Origin of the sequence: Lactobacillus sp. UCMA15818, from assembly GCF_030400225.1 — a bacterium.
In the GTDB taxonomy this organism is placed as follows: Bacteria; Bacillota; Bacilli; order Lactobacillales; family Lactobacillaceae; genus Liquorilactobacillus.
The window spans coordinates 209,723-232,698 of the sequence record NZ_VJYB01000001.1; the positions used below are offsets into that span (position 1 = coordinate 209,723).

Annotated in this window: 21 protein-coding genes; 2 read left to right on the top strand and 19 right to left on the bottom strand. The window is 37.5% G+C overall.

Annotated elements, in window-relative coordinates; genetic code table 11:
- Positions 1 to 46: 46 nt before the first annotated feature.
- Positions 47 to 226: a YjzD family protein gene (locus FFX44_RS00990; RefSeq protein ID WP_289977037.1), complete on the top strand. Its 180-nt coding sequence runs from the start codon at positions 47 to 49 to the stop codon at positions 224 to 226.
- A gap of 106 nt (positions 227 to 332) precedes the next feature.
- Here the strand turns inward: FFX44_RS00990 and clpB are convergent, their stop codons facing one another.
- The 18 genes from clpB to rpsU form a co-directional block, all read right to left on the bottom strand.
- Positions 333 to 2,930 carry an ATP-dependent chaperone ClpB gene (gene clpB / locus FFX44_RS00995; protein ID WP_289977038.1) on the bottom strand — a complete coding sequence of 866 codons (2,598 nt, stop codon included), beginning with the start codon at positions 2,928 to 2,930 and terminating at the stop codon, positions 333 to 335.
- Between the two features lie 134 nt (positions 2,931 to 3,064).
- A complete protein-coding gene (gene pepT, locus FFX44_RS01000; protein WP_289977040.1) occupies positions 3,065 to 4,312 on the bottom strand; it encodes a peptidase T in 1,248 nt (415 codons plus the stop codon).
- 15 nt (positions 4,313 to 4,327) lie between these two features.
- A complete protein-coding gene (locus tag FFX44_RS01005; protein ID WP_289977044.1) occupies positions 4,328 to 5,443 on the bottom strand; it encodes a Nif3-like dinuclear metal center hexameric protein in 1,116 nt (371 codons plus the stop codon).
- Positions 5,436 to 6,134 (bottom strand): tRNA (adenine(22)-N(1))-methyltransferase TrmK, encoded by a 699-nt coding sequence (locus FFX44_RS01010; RefSeq protein WP_289977046.1) that lies wholly within the window; start codon positions 6,132 to 6,134, stop codon positions 5,436 to 5,438. Before FFX44_RS01010 ends, FFX44_RS01005 begins: the two co-directional genes overlap by 8 nt.
- A 218-nt stretch (positions 6,135 to 6,352) precedes the next feature.
- A complete protein-coding gene (locus FFX44_RS01015) occupies positions 6,353 to 7,123 on the bottom strand; it encodes a nucleoside phosphorylase (protein WP_289977048.1) in 771 nt (256 codons plus the stop codon).
- A 79-nt stretch (positions 7,124 to 7,202) separates the two neighbouring features.
- On the bottom strand, positions 7,203 to 8,348 hold the full coding sequence (locus FFX44_RS01020) for an aminotransferase class I/II-fold pyridoxal phosphate-dependent enzyme (protein ID WP_289977050.1): 1,146 nt from the start codon (positions 8,346 to 8,348) through the stop codon (positions 7,203 to 7,205).
- Between the two features lie 15 nt (positions 8,349 to 8,363).
- Positions 8,364 to 9,281 (bottom strand): cysteine synthase family protein, encoded by a 918-nt coding sequence (locus tag FFX44_RS01025; RefSeq protein WP_289977051.1) that lies wholly within the window; start codon positions 9,279 to 9,281, stop codon positions 8,364 to 8,366.
- Positions 9,282 to 9,730: 449 nt separating this feature from the next.
- Positions 9,731 to 10,843, bottom strand: a complete 1,113-nt coding sequence (rpoD, locus tag FFX44_RS01030; RefSeq protein WP_289977699.1) for an RNA polymerase sigma factor RpoD — start codon at positions 10,841 to 10,843, stop codon at positions 9,731 to 9,733.
- A 23-nt stretch (positions 10,844 to 10,866) separates the two neighbouring features.
- Entirely contained in the window at positions 10,867 to 12,714 is a 1,848-nt protein-coding gene (gene dnaG, locus FFX44_RS01035; RefSeq protein ID WP_289977053.1) for a DNA primase, read from the bottom strand.
- A gap of 345 nt (positions 12,715 to 13,059) precedes the next feature.
- Positions 13,060 to 15,138: a glycine--tRNA ligase subunit beta gene (gene glyS, locus FFX44_RS01040; protein ID WP_289977055.1), complete on the bottom strand. Its 2,079-nt coding sequence runs from the start codon at positions 15,136 to 15,138 to the stop codon at positions 13,060 to 13,062.
- A gap of 1 nt (position 15,139) precedes the next feature.
- Positions 15,140 to 16,057 (bottom strand): glycine--tRNA ligase subunit alpha, encoded by a 918-nt coding sequence (glyQ, locus tag FFX44_RS01045; RefSeq protein WP_289977057.1) that lies wholly within the window; start codon positions 16,055 to 16,057, stop codon positions 15,140 to 15,142.
- A 298-nt stretch (positions 16,058 to 16,355) separates the two neighbouring features.
- On the bottom strand, positions 16,356 to 17,156 hold the full coding sequence (gene recO, locus FFX44_RS01050; protein ID WP_289977058.1) for a DNA repair protein RecO: 801 nt from the start codon (positions 17,154 to 17,156) through the stop codon (positions 16,356 to 16,358).
- Positions 17,157 to 17,188: 32 nt separating this feature from the next.
- Positions 17,189 to 18,091 carry a GTPase Era gene (gene era, locus FFX44_RS01055; protein ID WP_289977059.1) on the bottom strand — a complete coding sequence of 301 codons (903 nt, stop codon included), beginning with the start codon at positions 18,089 to 18,091 and terminating at the stop codon, positions 17,189 to 17,191.
- A 12-nt stretch (positions 18,092 to 18,103) separates the two neighbouring features.
- Positions 18,104 to 18,505 (bottom strand): diacylglycerol kinase family protein, encoded by a 402-nt coding sequence (locus tag FFX44_RS01060; RefSeq protein WP_289977060.1) that lies wholly within the window; start codon positions 18,503 to 18,505, stop codon positions 18,104 to 18,106.
- Positions 18,489 to 18,968 carry an rRNA maturation RNase YbeY gene (ybeY, locus tag FFX44_RS01065; RefSeq protein ID WP_289977061.1) on the bottom strand — a complete coding sequence of 160 codons (480 nt, stop codon included), beginning with the start codon at positions 18,966 to 18,968 and terminating at the stop codon, positions 18,489 to 18,491. Before ybeY ends, FFX44_RS01060 begins: the two co-directional genes overlap by 17 nt.
- Before the next feature lie 4 nt (positions 18,969 to 18,972).
- Positions 18,973 to 19,950, bottom strand: coding sequence for a PhoH family protein (locus FFX44_RS01070; protein ID WP_289977063.1), 978 nt, complete (start codon positions 19,948 to 19,950; stop codon positions 18,973 to 18,975).
- A gap of 306 nt (positions 19,951 to 20,256) precedes the next feature.
- Complete coding sequence (locus tag FFX44_RS01075) at positions 20,257 to 20,700, bottom strand: GatB/YqeY domain-containing protein (protein ID WP_289977064.1); 444 nt, start codon at positions 20,698 to 20,700, stop codon at positions 20,257 to 20,259.
- Between the two features lie 22 nt (positions 20,701 to 20,722).
- On the bottom strand, positions 20,723 to 20,908 hold the full coding sequence (gene rpsU, locus FFX44_RS01080) for a 30S ribosomal protein S21 (RefSeq protein WP_003690207.1): 186 nt from the start codon (positions 20,906 to 20,908) through the stop codon (positions 20,723 to 20,725).
- A 220-nt stretch (positions 20,909 to 21,128) separates the two neighbouring features.
- On the opposite strand from rpsU, the gene FFX44_RS01085 reads away from it, so the two are divergent.
- Positions 21,129 to 21,938 carry a pyruvate, water dikinase regulatory protein gene (locus FFX44_RS01085; RefSeq protein ID WP_289977096.1) on the top strand — a complete coding sequence of 270 codons (810 nt, stop codon included), beginning with the start codon at positions 21,129 to 21,131 and terminating at the stop codon, positions 21,936 to 21,938.
- 129 nt (positions 21,939 to 22,067) lie between these two features.
- On the opposite strand, the gene FFX44_RS01090 is transcribed toward FFX44_RS01085, so the two are convergent.
- Complete coding sequence (locus FFX44_RS01090) at positions 22,068 to 22,970, bottom strand: deoxyribonuclease IV (RefSeq protein ID WP_289977097.1); 903 nt, start codon at positions 22,968 to 22,970, stop codon at positions 22,068 to 22,070.
- Positions 22,971 to 22,976: the final 6 nt, after the last annotated feature.

The window sequence follows — 22,976 nt, forward strand, 5'->3', positions numbered from 1 at the left end:
GCAAAAATTGTGCTAAACTACACTTATATTGTGAGGTGTTGATTAGATGACTAAACAGTTAACAATTTTGTTTTGGGGCTTCATCTATGGTGAAGTCATTGGATATATCAGTGCTGCACTTTCAGGTGGCACATTTTCACCACTATTTAGCGGACTCTTTGCAATGGTAGTTGGAATAGTCATGGTAAATGGACTAAACTATTTTGTAAAGTCTCCAACCAAATAAACAAAAGAAACAATAAAGGAACCTGATCAAAGTATAACTTTTGATCTGATTCCTTTATTGTTTTTATGCAGATCATGTAGAGCACAATATTTCTTTAAGGTTGCTTTTATTCTGTAATTCCAGCTGACTCAAAAATCAAATTATATTCTGCACCTAATGTAATTGTAACTAGCGAGTGTGGCATAATTTTGCCAGCAATTATCTCTTTAGCAAGTGGTGTTTCTACATTATTTGTGATAAACCTTTGCAGTGGTCTTGCTCCATAGGCAGGATCATAGCCTTCTTTTGTAATCCACTGCTTAGCTTCATCACTAATTTTAAGCTCGATTTCTTGCTCACTAAGTCGATTTGATAACAAGTCAATGAACTTAGCCACAATTTCTTCAATCGCTTCAAAACTCAACGGTGCGAACATTATAACATCATCAATTCTATTCAAAAACTCAGGTTTAAAGTGCTGCTGTGCCAATTTCATTACCAATTGTTTTGTTTCAGCTGTGATTTTACCATCACCTGCATTATCCAGCAAAATATCCGACCCTAGATTTGAAGTCATGATTATAATAGTATTCTTAAAATCAACAGTTCTTCCCTGACCATCCGTCAAGCGTCCATCATCAAATACCTGCAATAAAATATTGAATACATCTGGATGTGCTTTTTCAACCTCATCCAATAAAATAATTGTATACGGATTTCTTCTGACAGCCTCGGTTAATTGCCCACCTTCCTCGTAGCCGATGTATCCAGGGGCAGCACCAATTAACCGCGATACTGACTGTTTTTCCATATATTCACTCATGTCAATTCTAACCATGTGTTTCTCAGAATCGAATAAATTTTCTGCCAGTGCTTTAGCAAGTTCTGTCTTCCCAACACCCGTTGGCCCTAGAAACATGAAGGTTCCAAGTGGCTGATCAGGATCTTGCAAACCAGCACGAGCGCGGATAACCGCATTAGCAACTGCATCCACGGCTTCATCTTGCCCAATTACACGTTTATGCAAAACCGTTGGTAAATTCAAGAGTTTTTCCCTCTCTCCTTGAACTAACTTTGCAACAGGAATACCTGTGGTTCTGCTGACAACTTGTGCAATTTCATTTTCAGTTACTGATTCCTCAACTAACCAATTATCAGGTCGCTCAACTTGTTCTAAGTCTTTCAACTCTTTTTCAATTTGTGGAATTGTTGCATGCTGCAACTTAGCTGCTAATTCTAGATCATAATTATTTTCAGCCTCTTCAAGCTCATGCTTTGCTTTGTCTAATTTGGCCTTTTTGCTGCTAACTTTTTGGATGTCTTCTTTCTCATTTTCCCAGCGCATTTTTAAAGTATTGGCTTTTTCACGTGTTTCCGCTAATTCGCTTTGTAATTCTGTCAGTCTTTTTTGAGATGCCACATCTGATTCCTTCTTTAATGCAGCCTCCTCAACTTCCTGTCGCATCAATTGATGTGTGACCTGATCAAGTTCAGTTGGCATTGAATTCATCTCAACTCTAATAGTTGCACATGCTTCATCCACCAAATCAATCGCCTTATCTGGTAAATAACGATCTGTTACATAACGATTTGATAATGTGGCAGCTGCCACGAGTGCATTATCATGAATTCTAACGCCATGATGAATCTCAAAACGTTCACGTAATCCACGTAGAATTGAAATCGTATCTTCGACCGATGGTTCTTGCACTAAAACTTTTTGGAATCGCCGTTCAAGCGCCTTATCCTTTTCCATATATTCACGATATTCATCTAAGGTCGTTGCTCCAATCAAGTGCAGTTCACCCCGTGCAAGCATCGGTTTCAACAAGTTACCAGCATCCATACTTCCCTCAGTCTTACCTGCTCCAACAATATTGTGAATCTCATCAATAAAGAGAATAATCTGACCTTCACTTTTAGTGACTTCCTTTAGCACTGCCTTAAGCCGTTCTTCAAATTCACCACGATATTTTGCACCCGCAATTAATGACCCCATATCTAAGGAAAAAATCTTCTTATCTTTTAAATTTTCTGGAATATCCTTGCGTACAATTCTTTGTGCTAGGCCTTCAATAATTGCCGTCTTCCCAACACCAGGTTCACCAATTAATACAGGATTATTTTTTGTCTTACGTGATAAAATCCTGACAACATCCCTAATCTCTTCGTCACGCCCAATAACAGGATCTTGTTTCCCACTTCTAACTTGTTTTACAAGGTCAATCCCATATTTTTCCAGTGCCTTATAATTTTCTTCTTGATTCTTTGATGTCACTTTTTCTCCTCCCCGCAAGTCATCGACCACTTCTTTTAATTTTTTCTCCGTCAATCCTTGCCTTTCAAGATATACCTTCAATGGATGACTTTTAAGCTTCATGAGCGCTAAAATCACTGTGTCCAAAGCAATATATTCGTCACCCTGTTTTTTTCTTAATTGTTCCGCTTCCTGCAATAATCTTGCTAGATTCTGACTAAAATTTTGGCCATATGAAACTTGACCTTCAACAACTGAGACTCTATCCAGCTCCAAATCAATCTCTTTTTCTAGCAAACTCACGTCAAGTCCAGACCGCTGAAAAAGATCAGCTCCAAATTCACCCGGTTGGATAATTACTTTGAAAAGTTCTGGAATATCAATTTCTTGATGATGTCTAGTCATAGCTACTTGTTGTGCCTCAGCAACTGCTGACTGGACAGCACTTGTTAACCGATCTTCTGGCATAAATTTCACTCCATTTCATTTTTTTATTCACAATAACGCCGATTGAATAAATACTCCAATCGGCGTTTGTTTTTTGGGGTGTCATTGTACAACACGCCTTTATTCTATTATTATAATACGAACATAGGTTTGTGTTAACTGTTTTGCTCATTAGTTAATTTAATAATTTCGAGAAGGACATCAGTTGCTTTTTCCATGACTTGTACTGAAACATATTCGAAGCGTGAATGCATATTTTCGCCACCCGCAAATAAATTAGGCGTTGGCAACCCCATAAATGAAATCTTAGAACCATCAGTTCCGCCACGCACAGGATAAATTACAGGTGTGATGCCTAGGTTATTCATAGCCACTCTTGCTAGCCCAACAACATTCATATCTTTTTCAATTACTTCACGCATATTATAATATTGATCTTTTAGGTCTAAAATAAGTCTTGGTTCAGCAAATTGTGCGTTCATTTTGTCCACTATTTCTTTGAATAGTTCTTTCCTAGCCTCAAATTTTGAACGGTCATGATCTCTTATAATATATGACATCTGTGCTTCATCAACTGTTCCATCTAACTGTAGTAGGTGGAAGAATCCTTGCCGTCCTTCAGTTTTTTCAGGAACTTCATCTTGAGGCAATTGATTTTGAAAGTCAATTGCAAGTTGCAAGGCATTAATCATTACATTTTTAGCTGTCGCTGGATGAACATTTTTACCAATAATCTTTATTTTTGCTCCAGCTGCATTAAATGTTTCATATTCAAGCTCGCCTAATGGACCACCATCAACTGTATAAGCAATATCGGCACCAAATCCTGCAACATCAAAATGATCAGCTCCTGTTCCAATTTCTTCGTCAGGTCCTATGCCAACTTCAATCTCGCCATGCTTGATTTCTGGATGTTTGGCTAGATATTCAACTGCCGTAATAATTTCTGCAACACCCGACTTATCATCAGCACCTAACAATGTACTTCCATCGGTTGTAATTAAGTCATGACCTTTATATTTTTTCAAATTTGGGAAATCCTTAGGATCAAGTGTTAGTGTGCCAGTCTCATCTAATTTGATTACGGATTCACCATCATAGTCTTTTTGAAGTTGTGGAGAAACATTTTTTGCATTGAAGTCTGCAGTATCCATATGTGCAATAAATCCAAGCTTTTTTACATTTTTATTATCCGTATTAGCAGGTAGTGTTGCAAAAACATAGCCATCTCTAGCAGAAATTCTAACATTCTCCAAACCAATCTTCTTTAACTCTTCTGCAATATTCCTTGCAAATTCTACCTGTGTCGCTGTTGATGGAATCGTCGTTGAATTCTCATCAGATCGAGTTTCTTTTTTTACATATTCTATAAATCTTGGAACCAATTTTTCATACTTTGCCATTAATAATTTCTCCTTTTATATAAACATGAATGGATCCGTATTTATCGCAGATTGTACTACTTTAATTTGCCATCCATATTCGTTATTCCATTGCGCAAACAAATTTTGCAAATGCGGTTTGCAGATTTGCTCAATATGGTGTCCGGGGTCAATTGCTGTTAACCCACTTACAATTATATCATGTCCTGTATGATAAGAAATATCACCAGTTATATAAACATCGGCTTTTTTTCGCAAGGCATCTGTGTAGAACTGACCACCGCTTCCACCAAGAATTGCAACTCTTTTGACTTTTTGTGTTGTATCTGCCGTCACGACTCGTAAATGCAAAACATCAAATTTTGTCTTGCAATATTCTGCAAATGCACTGATTGTCATTGAACTTTTTAAATCACCGATCCTGCCCATTCCATACTTAGTTCCGTTTCCTTGAACTGCAAATAAGTCAAATACAGGCTCCTCATAGGGATGCACCACTCTCATCACTTTCAATATTTTAGAACAAATTCTCTTAGGAAAGACAACTTCAATTTTGTCCTCAGCAACTTCTGTTGGTTCTAATAAATTACCAATCGTCGGATTGGATGCAGCTTGTGGTGTAAATCTTCCTGTTCCGCTAATCGTATATGAACAGTCTTGATACTCGCCAATCGTGCCAGCACCAGCATCTGTTAACGCATTTCTGACAGTTTCCGCAGATTTCTTGGGTACAAAAACTGCCAGCTTAAATAGGCTGTCCTCATGTTGCGATAAAAGAATTTCAGTATCTTGCAAGTCAAGTAAGCTAGCAAGCCAATCATTCATCCCACCATTTGCATTATCAAGATTAGTATGTGCAGCATAAACTGTAATATTATGTTTAATTAATTCTGCGTACATTTTATTTTGTGGATTAGTCAAGTCAAATTTCTTTATTGGCCGAAAAAGAGCTGGATGATGAGCAAAAATGAAATCAACATTATTTTTAACTGCTTCAGTAACGACTTCTGGGCGCACATCCAGTGTCACCATTAATTTATGAACACTCTGCTGCATACTACCTATTTGAAGCCCCACTGGATCTCCTTCTTCTGCCCAGCTTTGCGGTGCAAATTGTTCAAAACGTGCAACTATTTCACTGACACTAGTCATCTAATATCCCTTCTATTCGTCTAATTTTAGCTAGCATTTTTTGTTCCTGTTCGCTTGGAAACTCTTTTGCTTTTTTCATTTCTTCGAGAACATACTTGATTTTTTTCAGTTCTTCTTGCCATTTTGTAATAAAAGCTGTATTTTTTTGTTGCCTTAAGAAGGGACCAAATTCCAAATCCTCTGTTGTTAATTCAAATGATTCTTCATCATATTGAGCAGTAATTATCTCATAGATATGCTGATCTTCTGCTAAAATCTCTTCCGCAATAATCCTATAATTATTAATTAAAAGCCAATTGCGAACCTGTTTTTCACCAACATTTGGCTGTAGAATCAGTAATGGATGAGTGGTCAATTTTAACTTGCCCTTTTCAAGAATCTCGCTAATCAAGGGTCCACCCATTCCACAGATTGTGATCACATCAATACTATCTTCATTATTAATAACTGCTAATCCATCGGCATGACGAGCCTTAATTAAATTAGTTAATCCTTCTTTTTTAATTTCATTAACAGCATTTTGATATGGTCCTTCAACCACTTCGCCGGCAATCCCAAAAGCAAGTTGGTTATTCAATCCTAGGTATGCTGGCAAGTAAGCATGGTCAGATCCAATGTCAGCCAGTCTTGCATTCTTAGGAACATACGAAGCAACTCGCAAAAGCCGCTGTGATAAATGTCTTGCATCCATTAAAAACACTCCTTCTTATAACTAAAGTATAGCGAAGATTTGGCAATAAAAAAAGATGAAAGAAAAGGATATTTTATGCAAAAAAAAAAGACTGACTTAAGCAATTGTCTCGTCGCAGTCTTTACAATGAATTAATTCAAAAATTAAGTTCTAGCCTATTCTCTTTGTTTATTCCATATATCGAAGTTTTACTAACTTCCTTTTTGTAAATACACTAATTATTTCAGCCTATTTCCAATCTCAAGTGCCAACTCAAAAAAGTCATAAACTGATGGGGTCCGTGCACGTTCATCGCTTCTTCTATCCCAAACACCCGTTTCAATGTTCAAATGATCTGCTGTGTAAAAAAACTGATAAACATTTTTGTGCCGATAATGCGCCCAAGCAGCAACAGCCGAAGCTTCCATATCAACAACTGAGCAGCCCATCGCAATTCTTTCTTTTGCTTTTTCTGGTGTTTCACGGAAGAAAGCATCTGTCGTCCATGTTTTAGCAGTCGTATAGCTAACATTCAATTCATCAAGAATTTTTATCAATTTCGCGACTGAGTTTGGATTCATCTGTATTTCATCACTCGCAGGTACATAGTGAAAGCTAGTTCCTTCATCCCTGATTGCACTAGTTGGAATAATTAGTTGATGTGCGCCAATATTTTTGTCCAAAACGCCACATGTTCCAAACAAAATCACATTTTCGATTCCACCAGACATCAATTCTTCCAATCTGCCAATTAAAGCTGGCGCACCCAAGTCAGCACCTGCAATGGTAAACTTTTGCATGCCAAACTCATAACTTCCAATTACTGCATCTTGGACAATACTATGTTGAATACCTATCTTTTGATAGTTTGAATCTTGAAATATCCGTTGATTTATATTCTTATCAAATGGCATTATTAATGTTTTGGGCAAACACTCTACTGTTTTTTCTAAATCACTTTCCCAAGGAGTAATTATTCCTTCATTAGCATCAAATTGTTCCAATAACATGGGTAATTCCTCCACAACCAAATTAATTATTTAGTTGATACTAACATAGATCATTACTCCTAACAATATCAAAAATTGTTTATTTTGTCGCAGCATCCAAACCTTGTTTTAGATCCACTAACAAATCTTCAGCTTGTTCGATACCTACGGATAAACGAATCAACTCATTTGAAATTCCATTTTCCAGCCGAATTTTCTCTGGAATGGAACCATGTGTCATTATTGCTGGGACCTCGACCAAGCTTTCAACTGAACCAAGACTCTCAGCAAGTGTGATTAATTGCAGTGATTCAATAAATTTCTTGACCGAAAGTCCTTTTTTTAGTTCAAAAGAAAGCATCCCGCCAAATCCCTTCATTTGGTTCTTGACTACTGCAAAATCTGCAGAGGTTTTATCACCTGGATAATAAATTCTGGCAACACGCTGATCTTCTTTTAAAAATTGATAAATTGCTTCAGTATTGCGCTGATGAGCGTCCATTCTAACTGCTAATGTCTTAATCCCACGCTGCAATAACCAGCTATCCTGCGGTCCTAAAATTCCACCAATTGCATTTTGCAAGTAACCTACCTGCTCTGCTAGATCCTGACTATTGACCACCACTAAACCAGCAACCAAATCACTATGTCCACCTAAATATTTTGATGCACTATGGACAACAATATCTGCTCCCAAATCTAATGGACGTTGAATATAAGGTGTTGCAAATGTATTATCGACAATTGTTAGTAAATCATTTTTCTTTACTAGCTGCGAGACCTTCTTAATATCAGTAATCCGCATCAAAGGATTGGTTGGCGTTTCAAGATAAATTGCCTTTGTATTCTCTTTAATTGCTGCTTTAACCTCTGCAATATTGCGTGTATCGACCGTTGTAAATGTTAAACCAAGTCTTGTCAAAACTGTATTAATTAATCTGAAGGTCCCACCATAAACATCATTACCTACAATAATATGATCCCCTGCTGAGAAAAGTGTAAATATTGTGTGAATTGCAGCCGATCCAGATGCAAAAGCAAAACCCGCAGTTCCATTTTCTAGATCACGAATTAAGTTTTCTACGGCTTTCCTAGTAGGATTACCTGTTCGCGAATATTCATATTCAGGTGTTCCTCCGAGTTCTTTTTGTGCATACGTTGATGTCTGATAAATGGGCACTGTAACTGCACCAGTTGACTTGTCTTGACTGATTCCACCATGAATTAGTTTTGTATTGAATTGCATTTTTATTAACTCCTTTTAATCATATATTTTTTGACTTAAATAGCGTTCACTACTATCTGGAAAAACTGTCACAATGTTACTGCCAGTGGGCAATTTTTCAGCTAACTTCAGACTGGCGGCCAATGCAGCACCGCTCGAGCTTCCAGCAAAAATACCATAATCTTTTGCAAGTTTTTTGACTAATCCGAATGCTTCTTGATCACTAATTGTATAAATATAATCAAGATTCTCCTTTTCAAGAAAAGGTGGAATAAATTCAACTCCAATTCCCTCTGTCCGGTGACTATGTTTTGGACCACCGTTTAAAATCGATCCTTCAGGTTCGACAATTGCTGTTTTGATATTTTTATCTTGCTCCTTAAAATATTTTGCCATTCCAACAAAAGTTCCACCACTACCAGCACCAGCTACAAAAGCACTAATCTGCAAGTTATTATCCTTCATTTCAGTATAAATTTCTGGGGCAATACTGTGATAATAAGCATCAGGATTATCCAAGTTTTCAAATTGCATGGGTACATAACTATTAGTACTGCTTGCCTCAAGATTCCTCGCTTTTTTGATTGCACCTACAATGCCATCTTCACTAGGTGTATGTACAATCTTTGCTCCAAGCGCCTGCATCAGCGTCTGCTTTTCTTGACTGAATTTCTCTGGAACAACCAATATGGTCTTCATTCCATAATACGACGCTGCCATTGCAACCCCAATACCAGTATTACCAGCAGTTGGTTCGATTACAGTCATTCCCTTTTTGAGTTTATTTTCCTTGATTGCTTGCTCAATCATATAAAAACCAAGTCGATCTTTGATGCTTCCTCCTGGATTACTTGACTCGATTTTTGCAAAAATATGGGAGCCATTGGCAACGTCAACACTAAGTTCCAGCAGCGGTGTATTTCCAACTAATTCTTCAACAGTATGATAGATCATCGTAAGTCCTCCTTATTTTTAGAAAAGAAAAAGGGGCTGGGTCAAAAGTTAACTTTTGATTCAGTTTCTCTATTTATTACGTATAAACATGTTTCATAAGTCAAAATTCTCCGTCTAACTTCGAATTACTCATAGTAAAGTGCTTGCTATGTTCGTAATTTCGAGCTAGTACTCAAATTTTCCCGACTTATGGCACACTCCCAAAAGAAAAAGGCACGAATCTATTAAGATTCGCGCCCTAGCCTGGAAAGCTCTTCAAATGGAATTTTTCTTAACTCAACCTACAAAAAGATTCCAACTCAAAGCAGCCATTTCATCCACACTAACACGCGGAATGAGACAGCAACATGCATTATTCGTCTTTTTAAAGTTAAATACACCCATTTGTTAAACCCCTTCTCCTGATAAGTTGAATATTAAACCATCTATTTCCAAAAAGCAAGTAAATTTTATTCTAAAAAGTCTTTTAATTGCTTTGAACGTGAGGGATGTCGTAATTTGCGCAATGCCTTTGCCTCAATCTGACGAATACGTTCGCGCGTAACACCAAAGACCTTACCTACTTCCTCAAGTGTACGTGTCCGACCATCATCTAAACCAAAACGAAGACGCAAGACATTCTCCTCACGATCAGTCAATGTATCAAGCACACTCTCAAGCTGCTCCTTCAATAACTCATATGCAGCATGATCAGCAGGGCTGGTAGCGTCACGATCTTCAATAAAGTCGCCTAAGTGTGAATCATCCTCCTCACCAATTGGAGTCTCCAAAGATACTGGTTCTTGCGCAATTTTTAAGATTTCACGAACTTTGTCTGTCGGCATATCCATTTCAGCACCAATTTCTTCTGGCACTGGTTCACGCCCAAGGTCTTGCAGCATTTGTCTTTGAATTCTGATTAATTTATTGATTGTTTCAACCATATGGACAGGAATACGAATTGTACGAGCCTGATCTGCAATTGCACGTGTGATTGCTTGCCTAATCCACCATGTCGCATAGGTAGAAAACTTGAATCCCTTGCGGTAATCAAATTTTTCAACGGCTTTCATTAGTCCCATATTGCCTTCTTGAATAAGGTCAAGGAAAGACATTCCACGACCAACATAACGCTTGGCAATTGAAACAACTAGGCGTAAATTAGCCTCGGCTAACCGCTGCTTTGATTCTTCATTGCCCTCCTCAATCTTCAATGCTAAGGCAACCTCTTCATCAGCTGTCAACAAGTTCACGCGTCCAATTTCCTTAAGATACATCCTGACTGGGTCGTTAATCTTGACCCCCGCAGGTGCCGACACATTCTTATCTTTTGCTGCCTTTTCAGCAACACCTGAAGCAGCCTTTAAACTATGTTCACTTGGTTCACCTTTTTCATCAACAACTGAAATACCAGAGTCTTCAAGCTTCTGAATCAATTCATCCATCTGACCAGAATTTAAGCTAAAAGGAGTAACCAGTTTTTCACTCAAATCATCATAGTTAATTTCTTTTGATGCTTTATATTCTTTAATTAACTCATTCAAGGCTTTAATATATGCTGCACTTTCAGTTCCATTATTCATATTCTCTGCCATGTTGGGCCTCCTTATAATGATGCCGATTTATTCATTTGCTGCTGTTGAAGTACTGCTACCAACTTTATTGTCAAGCTAGTAACAAGTTCACTGTTATTAACTCTTTTTGCATCTGCTAATTTTTGCTTCAATTCCGTGATTACCTGTTCAAGTGGTGACTGCCTGCTTATCACATCAATGCAATCTTCAAATTCTTCATCACTTGACTCCAAAGCATAATTATCCAATTCAAGACTTACAATAAGTTGCCTAGTACGCTCATTGTCCAAAAAATCTAAAAATCGGGCAGTTTCGTACTCGGCATATACATTAAAATATCCTTCTGAAATAATATAAATTAACTGATAATCATCATGAACAAATGAAAAGTCTGCATAATTTTTCATTCTGATTCGTGTATTCTGTTCATGCAATATCCGATATAATAATAAACGCTCTGCACGCTCAACCCTTGAATATTTTTGTGAATCAGCAGCATTTAGATTACCAGGATATCTTAGATTATTATCTTTAGCTGCTTTAAGTTGTATTTGAGGCTTGAGCTTCCCAATAAACTCACGCAATTGAAGTTTCAAACTCTCTTTTTCGAGTGAGAATCGAGTTGCTAGCTGATTAAGATATAAATCCTGCTCAACTGGTGATTCAATAACTGCCAATTTCTGCATTATATTTGCAATATAAGCAAGTTGATCACTCTCATTTGCCAAGTTTCGATCCTTTTGATAATAGCGCATATAAAAAGCAATCTTCGTCTCATGCGCATCGGATATAAGTCGCTCAAATCCAGCTTCTCCATATTTTTGTACATATTCATCAGGATCTAGCTTCTCCGGGATTCCGATTACTCCCAATTTTAATTTGGTTACAGGTTCAAGTAATTCTAATGCCCGTGCAATTGCGTTTTGTCCAGGGTCATCACCATCATAGCACAAAAATAATTCATTGGTGGATCTTTCAAGCAGGTAAATTTGTTCATTAGTTAAGCTTGTTCCCATGGAAGCAATTCCATTTCTTACACCTGAACGATAAGCTGCTAGAACATCCATGAACCCTTCAAATAAAATAGCAAATTTTTTTTTCCTGATTTCACTTTTAGCCTTGTCAAAATTAAAAAGAACCTTCCGTTTATTAAAAATTTCTGTTTCCGGACTATTCAAATACTTAGGCTGTTTGTCAACTTTATGCAATAATCGGCCAGAAAAGGCAATAGTAGAGCCTTGATCATCCCTGATTGGAAATAAAACACGATTACGAAAGCGATCGTTCATGGTTCCATCGCCATATTCCACAAATAATCCAGACTTTCTCAGTAATTCAATATCAACCTTTCGTTCTTTGAAGAAAGCTTCAAGTATTGCTTTTTCAGGTGCATATCCTAAATTAAATTCACCAATGAGATCATCATTTAGACCACGCTCGTGTAAATAACCAAGGGCTTCTTCACCGATTTGAGTGTTAATTAAGATGTGATGATAAAGCTGAGCCGCATCTGTATGAATTTGCTTTAACCTGCGCACGTTAGAAAATTCTTCATCTGAAGCATCGAAGTCTTGCATAATTTCCCCATCAATTTCAACATTACCTAATTCAGCAACTTTAAGAACTGCCTCGGGAAAACTAATATTTTCAATATCCATAATAAATTTAAAAACATTCCCACCTCTATGACATGAAAAACAGTGAAAAATCTGCTTTTCTTCTGTCACTGAAAAAGACGGTGTTTTTTCTTCGTGAAAAGGACATAGGCCAAATAAATTCCTGCCCGACTTACTTAGCTGAACATATTGCCCAACAATATCAACAATATTAACATTATTCCTGACATTCTCAATCACTTGTTCAGGTATTCGTTGGCTCACAAAATCACCTCGCTTCACTCTCATAGTATAAAAAACAGACTTAAAGAAATAACAGGGAGTGTGCCATAAGTCGGGAAACTTGAGTACTAACTCGAAATTACGAACATAGCAAGCACTTTACTATGAGTAATTCGAAGTTAGACGGAGAATTTTGACTTATGAAACACGTTTATACGGAATAAATAGAGAAACTGAATCAAAAGTTAAATTTTGACCCAGCCCCCTATTTTTTCAATAAAACACTCTAAAAACAATCATTTCTAATTATACAATAATACGAATAAAAATCAAAGAATAAAGAAAATGCAACTAAAAGTCTAAGACACAGCCGTGAATAGACCATCCTTATTTAACATTTAATTTTGTTAAATCTCCTAATTTATAGGCAAATGCAGCATATAAGCTTAACTGCTGCAATCGATTATTACGGACGTTCATATCTTTTACCATCACCATTGTCTCATCAAAATAATTATTAATAACAACGCGCATTTTTCGTAATGTCTGGAATACTTCTTCAACATTATCGAAATTTTCCTTTTCAACTTCAGTTACTTTATCTGAAAAGATTTTTTCGGCATCATTCTCAAATAATTCAGGTTTAAGCAGAATATCTGCCGGCAATTCTGCTTTTTTAGCAAGCCGCATGACACGTGTAGTTGCCTCAACTGTCTCCTTGAAATCCTCATCGACACTATGAACTTTAAGAACCTTAGCTGCCGCAATCATTTCTTTAAACCCATTAATCGTTTCAGCTGTCACGGTCTCAATTACATCGAAATTATAATGCTCTGCCTCAAGAATCTTCTTGATTCGTTCAACAATAAAACTCGTAACTTCTGTTGCTGTGTTATCAGCAGGAATAATTTTTTGATATAATTTCGGATTTGCTGCCGCATTTTTTGATACAGCACCAAATAACTGAACTGCAGACAATGACCAATCTTGATCCATCACTATCCGCGCTATCCCAGCAGCCTGTCGCCGAAGTGCATAAGGATCGTTTGATCCAGTTGGAATCATTCCTGCTGCAAAGAATGCTGCTATACTATCGAGCTTGTCGGCAACCGCCAACAAGGCTCCTACAGCTGTTTGTGGAAGCTTGCCTTCAGCAGAAATCGGCATGTAATGCTCTCTGATTGCTGTCGCCACTTCCGGTTTCTCACCCATCAACAGCGCATACTTTTCCCCCATTACACCTTGTAGTTCTGAAAACTCACCGACCATTCCCGTTACAAGATCAAACTTATAGATTTGAGCAGCACGCTTCAAATCAGATTTACTTTCTTCATCAAAACCTAAGTAATCTGCAAGAATAGCACTAAGCAGTTGAACACGCTCCATTTTTTCAAAAGTTGTTCCGATTTTGTCATGGAACATTACCTTCTTTAGACGTTCAACATAAGCTGCAATCGAATTTTTTTGATCTTCATGAAAGAAGAAAGCTGCGTCTTCAAGTCGTGCGGTCAAGACCTTCTCATTTCCTGCAATTACGGTATCAATATTATCCGATACACCATTTCTAACAGAAACAAAATTAGGCAATAACCTGCCAGCTTCATCTTGAACATAGAAGAAGCGCTGATGATCTTTCATCGAGGTAATCAGAACTTCATCAGGAATTTCTAAGTACTTTTGCTCGAACTCACCCGCAAAAACCGTTGGATATTCAACCAGGTTATTAACTTCTTCAAGCAAATCATCATCAACAATAATTCGCCAGTCATTCTTGGTTGCTAGATTCTTAATCTGTTCGACAATAAGGTTCTTCCTTGCCTGACTGTCAGCAATCACATATTCAGAGATGAGTACTTCAGGATATTCAGCCGCATTCTTAATCGTAACTGCTTTACCTAAAAAACGATGACCTTGCGTAATATTGCCAGATCTCACATCCAAAATATTAAATGGCACAACTTCATCATCTAATAAAGCAATAATCCATTTTAATGGACGTACAAACTTAAAATCGTTGCTCCCCCACCGCATCATTGTGGGAAATATCATTGCTGTAATCACTGTTTTAATATCACTAAGAATTTCAAATGCTTTTTTGCCAGCGATAAACTTATTTACATAGGCGTATTCAACACTCTTTAATTCCTTAAAGAAAATATCATCGGGTGTCATTCCTTGCCCACGTGAAAAACCAATTGCCGCTTTAGACCAGTTGCCCTCAGCATCCTGTGCAATTTTTCTAGCAGGTCCCTTGGCTTCTTCTTCAATGTCCGCTTGCTGGTCAGCTAAGTTTAAAACTTTAATTGCCAGGCGACGTGGTGTTGAGAACGTTTCAATACTCTCAAAAGACAAACGTTGCTCTTTCAGAAATGAACTGACACGCTCTGTAAATTGCTGCGCACTTGGAGTTACAACATGTGCTGGAATTTCTTCCAAACCAATTTCCACTAAGAATGTATGAGTCATCTTATTTGTCCTCCTTTAATAAACTTCGACGCAGTTTTTCGTCTTTAACCAATGGAAATCCCAATTTTTTACGTTCTGCCACGAATGCTTTTGCGACATCTTTCGCCATATTTCTAATACGGGCTAAATAACCAGCACGTTCCGTTACTGAAACAGCACCTCTTGCATCTAACAAGTTAAAAGTATGACTGCATTTCAAAACATAGTCGTATGCAGGATGGACAAGTCCATTTTTTATTTGTTTTTTTGCCTCTTCTTCGTATGCATCAAAGAAGTTAAGCAGCATTTCTTGATTACTTTCTTCAAATGAATACTTTGAATGCTCATATTCAGGCTCACCGAATATATCGCCATACTTAACACCATCTGCCCATTCTAAATCAAAGACAGAATTAACATCTTGAATATATGACGACAAACGTTCTAAGCCATACGTAACCTCTGCAGCAACGGGTCGAACTTCAAGCCCACCAACTTGTTGGAAGTAAGTAAATTGTGTAATTTCCATTCCATCTAACCAGACTTCCCAACCAACACCGGCACAACCCATTGAAGGGTTTTCCCAGTTATCTTCAACAAAACGGATATCGTGCTCTTGGGGGTCGACTCCCAGAGCACGCAAACTATCAAGATATAATTCCTGAATATTAGAAGGTGAGGGCTTCATGATTACTTGGAATTGATGATGTTGATATAAACGATTCGGGTTTTCACCATAACGGCCATCCGCGGGTCTTCTAGATGGTTCAACATAGGCTGCATTCCAAGGTTCAGGCCCAATTGCACGCAAAAATGTGTAGGGACTCATCGTACCTGCACCTTTCTCAGTATCATAGGATTGCATCAACATGCATCCTTGTTTTGACCAAAATTGCTGTAAAGTCAAGATAATATCTTGTAAGGCTAACTTCTTTGACATATTTTTCCTCCTAATTTTACCATTTATCTACTGAAAATGGTCTGGACACAAAAAAGCCTATATAACCACAATCAGCGGTTACATAGGGACGATTTCTATTAATCGCGGTTCCACCCTACTTCTAGCATACACTAGCAGCTTCATTCATGTTATGAAGATTCCAAAAATGCCAATGTCAAATCTCATTTGTCCGCTCACACTAACCCGAACTCGCTGCTAAACAAAATATAGACACCCTTTTTCATCATTACCTTCACATTTATCTACCAAGTAAGAATAGTCGTTTACATGCTTTTTGTCAATCCTTAGTTTGCTTCTCTTGCTGATTGTGCAAAATTTCTTTCGGCCATTTTTCCATCTCATCAATAAAATGTTTGGCTTTGATATTAACACCAACCTCATTGTTATATATTTGGTCAAGAGCAGCTCGTAAATTCTTCTTGGTATTGTCTTTAACATTAATATTGCCAATCTTTAAAATATCAACTGCACTGAATTGCCTCAAGAAGAAAATAGTTCTTTTATCCAAATGCATTCTCTGTGGATCCACGTGCCAATGGTTTCGGCATAATAAGCCACCCAAGCTCTGCGAAAAATCAAATTCCCCCTGATTTTCGGCACAGACTACACAATTTGCTAGATTTGGCTTAACACCAAAAAAGCCGAGCATTTGCACCTCAATCATATTAGTCAGAATTGCTGCATCAATCCCATCGTCAATCAACTTTAATACATGTACCAATTTTTCATACCAGATATTTAGTGGAACTGCATCTCCAAAGGCAACTTCTCCAAGCCCAAGGATATATGAAGCATAAGCATTCAGCACAATGTCGTTGCAAATGGTTTGGAACTGTTTAACTTCCTTCACTGCAGAGATAAAAGAAAGCCCACTATCATTGATTGTTCCAATAAAGGTTGCCGAAGTGAACGGTAAGATAGCAGCAGCCAACTTAAATCCCCTTTTTCTTGCACCCCTTACGAAAAACATTTTGAATCCATAGTGATCTGTCAGAATCTTAACCAGCATATCTCGTTCACGATAATCCTTGCGATAAACAACGATTCCGGAAAATTCAGCCATTTTAGTGGTTCCCACAGATCTCACCTCAGTATTCATAAAATTATCTTTTAATAGTCATCTTGCTTATAACCAAGTGCTTGCAAATCGGCCTTCTTGTCTTTCCAGTTAGGCTGGACCTTTACCCAAAGTTCAAGATAAACTTTATCACCAAGCAGCTTTTCGATTTCCTTGCGTGCTCTTGTTCCAATTGTCTTAAGCATCTTGCCGCCTTTGCCAATCAGAATACCCTTTTGTGATGAACGTTCAACAATAATCGTCGCCTGTACCAAGACTTTCTCTTCATCTTCGCGCCTAATTCGTTCAACAACCACTGCTACAGAATGAGGAACTTCTTCATGCGTCAAATCTAAGACCTGTTCACGAATCAATTCACCTGCAATAAAACGTTCTGGATGATCAGTTATCTGGTCATCAGGATAAAATTGCGGCCCTTCTGGAAGCATATTGCTGACTGTACTGACTAATTCTGGGCAATTAATACCTTGCAATGCAGAAATAGGATACACTTCAGTAAAATCTAACTCTTCGCGGTAGCTTTCGACAATGCCTAGGAGTGCATCTGGATGAATTTTATCAATTTTATTAATTACCAAGAAAATTGGCTGTTTAACTTGTTTCAACCGCTTAATGATAAATTCGTCTCCACGTCCTTTTTTCTCGGTTGCATTAACCATGAAGATTACAGCATCGACTTCATTTAAAGTTGACAATGCCGATTCAACCATAAAATCTCCCAGACGACTATGAGGTTTATGAATTCCCGGGGTATCAATGAATACAATTTGTGTCTCATCGGTTGTATAGATTCCCTGAATTTTATTTCGTGTTGTTTGTGCTTTATCACTCATAATCGCAATTTTTTCACCGATTACTTGATTTAAAAAAGTCGACTTACCAACGTTTGGCCGTCCGATTATTGCAATAAAACCAGAATGTTTTTTTGTTTGCATTTAATATCCTTTCTAAGAAAAAAATACATGCCATAGATAAGGCAAGAAGATTGTGAGTCCAACAACTAAAGAAAATAATGAAGCAATTAGTACAGCTCCCGCAGCAATATCCTTTGCTTTTTTCGCCAACTGATTGCTTTGCGTTCCAACAATCAGGTCAACCACATTTTCAATCGCAGTATTAATCAGTTCACATACTAAAACAATAGTAATACTCAAACCAAGCCATAACCATTCAATCATGGTAACTCTAAAAATTAAGGCGGCAAGGATTACCAAAACTGTCATGACAGAATGAAAACGCAAATTACGCTCCTCTTTCCAAGCAGTCTTTAAGCCCTGATATGCATGACAAAAAGATACCCAAAAATGATGATGTTTCCAGTTAGCAGCACGTTTATTTTTTAAGTCCATAGGCATCCAAAATCTCACGTTGTAGTCCAAACATGACTTCTTCATCTTCCTTACGCATGTGATCATATCCGTTCAAATGTAAAAAACCATGAACAACTAAGAATCCAAGCTCACGTTCTTCAGAATGCTCAAGATATTCCGCTTGCTCCTTGACTTTATCCATTGAAACCATAATATCACCAATATTTTTGGGAACATCGAATTCTTCATCATCAGGAAGAATTATTGGTAAATCATCTTCACTAGTTTCTTCAATCGCAAAACTAATAACATCGGTTGGCTTATCAACACCACGATATTGTTTATTTATTTCATGTATTCGCGGGTTATCCATCAAAGTGACTGACATTTCTGTGTCATCAGGCAGTTTAATATATTTCCCAGCATACTCCAATACATTCTTCACCAGCTCAATTCTTTCTTCAGAAACTTTATCTGTTTCATCAAAAACCTCTAAATCCATTAATTTAACCCTCTTCTTCACCTTGTTTTGAATATGCATCAATTATTTCTGCAACCACAGGATGACGTACAATGTCAGCCGCATCAAAATTAACAAAACTAATATGAGGCCGTCCTACCAATATCTTCTCCGCATCTACGAGTCCACTCTGATTGTGCCCCTTTGGTAGATCAATTTGCGTCTTATCACCATTGACAACCATCTTAGAACCAAATCCAAGTCTCGTAAGAAACATTTTCATTTGTGCTCGTGTTGTATTTTGTGCCTCATCTAGAATTACAAAAGCATTCTCAAGCGTACGACCACGCATATAGGCAAGCGGCGCAATTTCGATGATTCCACGATCTAACAAGCGCTCAGTGTGCTCCTTACCTAAAACACTATACAGAGCATCATAAATTGGGCGCAGATAAGGATCAACCTTTTCTTTTAAATCACCTGGCAAAAAGCCAAGTGATTCACCAGCCTCAACCGCAGGCCTTGTTAAAATAATTCGTTCAACTTCATTCTTTTTTAATGCAGCCACGGCCATGACAACAGCTAAAAAAGTCTTACCTGTTCCAGCAGGCCCAATTCCAAAAACCAAGTCATTATTAGTGATTGCCTGCACGTATTGGCGCTGGCCGTAATTCTTAACTCTAATTGGCTTCTTTTTTTGGTCTCTTAAAAGTATATCAGTGTATAAATCCTGAAAGTATGTCAATGTATCTCGCTTTGCCATCTTGATAGCTGACAAAACATCGGTACTGTTAATTGCAACTCCTTGACTTAGCAAATCACTTAATTGTTTCAAAATCGCTATGGTCTTATCAACTGACTCCGATGAACCGCTAATCTTGATAACTTCACCAAAAGGCTTAACAACAACCGCTTCGCTTTCTTCAAGCAACTTGATATACTTATCATGAGTACCCAATAGCGCAACACTTTGCTGTGGATCCTCTAATCTGAATTCCTTTTCAACTAATTGTTCTTCCGTCAATCCGCATGGGCTCCTTCAAATAACCATATTATGCTTAAATCATAGCATAAATCCATTATCTAATAAAGTCCACTAGTCTATATAAGACCAAAGCGAAATGAATCATCACAATACATATTGCAAGTCTTCGAATACCACCTTAAAAATTGAGAATTGTAAAATATTTTCAGTCATATATGAATTGATACTTAGCAGTAAGAAGACAATCTTTGTAGAACATATTTAATTAAAAGGTGATACAAACTGCAAAAAAATTGTACCAAAACCGAAGTTTCAGTACAACCTTTTCTACTAACTATATCTACATTAGTTCAATAATGATTTTACAACTGAGTTAACAATCTTCCCATCAGCTTGACCCTTGAGTTTAGGCATAACTGCACCCATTACTTTACCAAAATCAGCTTTAGATGTTGCTCCAACTTGTCGAATCGTTTCTTCAACAATAGACTTTACATCGTCCTCACTAAGTTGCTCCGGCAAATAACGTTCGACAATCTCGATTTCCTTCTCAAGTGCAGGGACTAAATCGGTACGGTCAGCTGCTGTAAATTCATCAACTGAGTCCTTACGTTGCTTTAGTTCACGAGACAAGACACTAACTTCTTCATCAGAGGTCAAAGTACGACCAACCTTAATCTGTTCATTAGTTGCTGCAGCTTTTAGCATGCGGACAGTACTTAAGGTTTCTTTGTCGTGAGCCTTCATCGCAGTCTTCAAATCATTATTCAATGAATCAAGTAAGCTCATCAGTTCTACCCCTCCTTAGGAATTAGAAACGACGCTTGTTCTTACGCTTTCTTGCTGCTTCTGACTTTTTCTTACGTTTCACACTTGGCTTCTCGTAAAATTCACGCTTACGGTATTCTTGTAAAGTACCTGTTTTTGAAACGGTGCGTTTGAAGCGACGAAGAGCATCATCAAGAGATTCGTTTTTACGAACGACTGTCTTTGACATATTGTTTCCCTCCCTCCGAGCTTTAAAGTAACCGTCTAATCTTGTATAAAAACACAAATTTAATAACAGTTCCTAACTATTATACATAAACGTTGACAAACCGTCAATACACCAAATATAACATCTTGAAAAAATAATGAAATCGTTTCCTTTACGTGTGCTGTATTCATAATGTATAATTGGCTATAGTAATATCTATTAAATTTAAGGGGAATTTATAATGACACAAGATAAAAAAATGGCTATTTTTGTAATCTCAGACTCACTTGGTGAAACTGGCAATAACTTAGCTGAAGCCGCAACTGTCCAATTTCCAAACGTAAAATTTGAATATCAACGTTTTCCTTTGATAAAGACAACCTCACTTTTAGCAGGAATCCTTGAACAAGCAAAAAGATTGGATGCCTTTGTCGTACACACACTCGTTGGAGAAGGTTTGGCTTCTTATGTTAATGACTATTGTGCAGAAAACGAGCTCTGTGTGTTAGATGGAATGTCAAAAATTATCAATACAATCCAAACAAAAACAGGCGAAACTCCTTTATACCAATCTGGAAGAAACCATAAATTAAATAAAAATTATTTTAATCGTATTGAAGCGTTGGAATTTGCAGTTACTTATGATGATGGGAAAGACCCTGCAGGTTTTGAGAAAGCAGATATTGTTCTTTTAGGTGTTTCTAGGACTTCAAAGACCCCGCTTTCACTTTATTTAGCCAATAAAAATTATCGTGTTGCTAATCTTCCACTTGTTCCAAAAGCTGGTATCCCCGATGAGATTTGGAAAGTTGACCCCAAGAAAATTTTTGGTCTAACAAACGATCCAACAGTTCTCAACAACATTCGTCGTGAACGCATGATTACCTATGGACTGAATCCTGATACAAATTATTCTAATATGGAAAATATTGAAGCAGAATTAGCCTATGCGAATAAACTTTATAGAAAGATTGGTTGTCTGATTATTAATGTCTCAAATAAGTCAATTGAAGAAACTGCAACCTTAATCATAGAAAGCCTACCTCAATAACCTCTGCTTTAAAGGGAGTGTGACTTATGAAACACATTTATTCGTAATAAAGCAATCTAAGATTAGTTCTAGGACTTCAAGTCTGGACTTTAAAAAGACGTTTCTTGCCTGATTAATTGAAGATTTTACTTATTGTTTCCCTTTTTGTGCAAAGACCTTCTCTTGCATTTGGGGATCAAATGTTTGTTCTTCAAACATTTTAATCTCAAAACCATATGGGGCATACTGATTCTTCTTATCGGGTCCGACATACGGAGTTTCCATAATCTTTGGTACATCAACCAATGCTTCATGATGAACGATATAATTCAATGCATCGAAGCCAATTGTACCAAAGCCGATATTTTCATGCCGATCTTTGTGTGCGCCCATTTCATTCTTCGAATCATTCACATGAACAACTTTTAAACGGTCAAGCCCTATTATTTTATCAAACTGATTCAAGACACCATCGAAGTCTTCCTTGACATTGTATCCTGCGTCGCTTGTATGACAAGTATCAAAAGTAACTGACAACTTTTCATTGTATGTTACACCTGCAATCATCTGGGCAATTTCCTCGAAGGTTCTGCCTACTTCAGTACCCTTTCCTGCCATCGTCTCAATTGCAATTTGGAGAGTCTGCTTAGGTGTAATAACTTCATTAAACCCCTTTATAATATTCGCGATTGCGGCATCTGCCCCCGCACCAACATGAGCTCCTGGATGAAAAGTCATCTGCGTTGCCCCAAGTGCCTCCGCACGCTCAACTTCGGCTCTGAGAAAATCGACTGCGAAAGTAAAATTTTCGGGTTTCTTAGTGTTACCCAAATTAATAATATAAGGTGCATGAACAACAATATTACTTAAATTATGTTCTTTCATGTACGCATGTCCAGCTTCAATATTCATTTCTGAAATAGGTTTTCTTCTAGTATTTTGTGGTGCTCCTGTATAAATCATGAAGGTCGATGCCCCATAAGATTCGGCCTCTTTGGCTGAACCAAGAAGCATATCCTTTCCTTTCATTCCAACATGTGATCCAATTAACATCTTAAT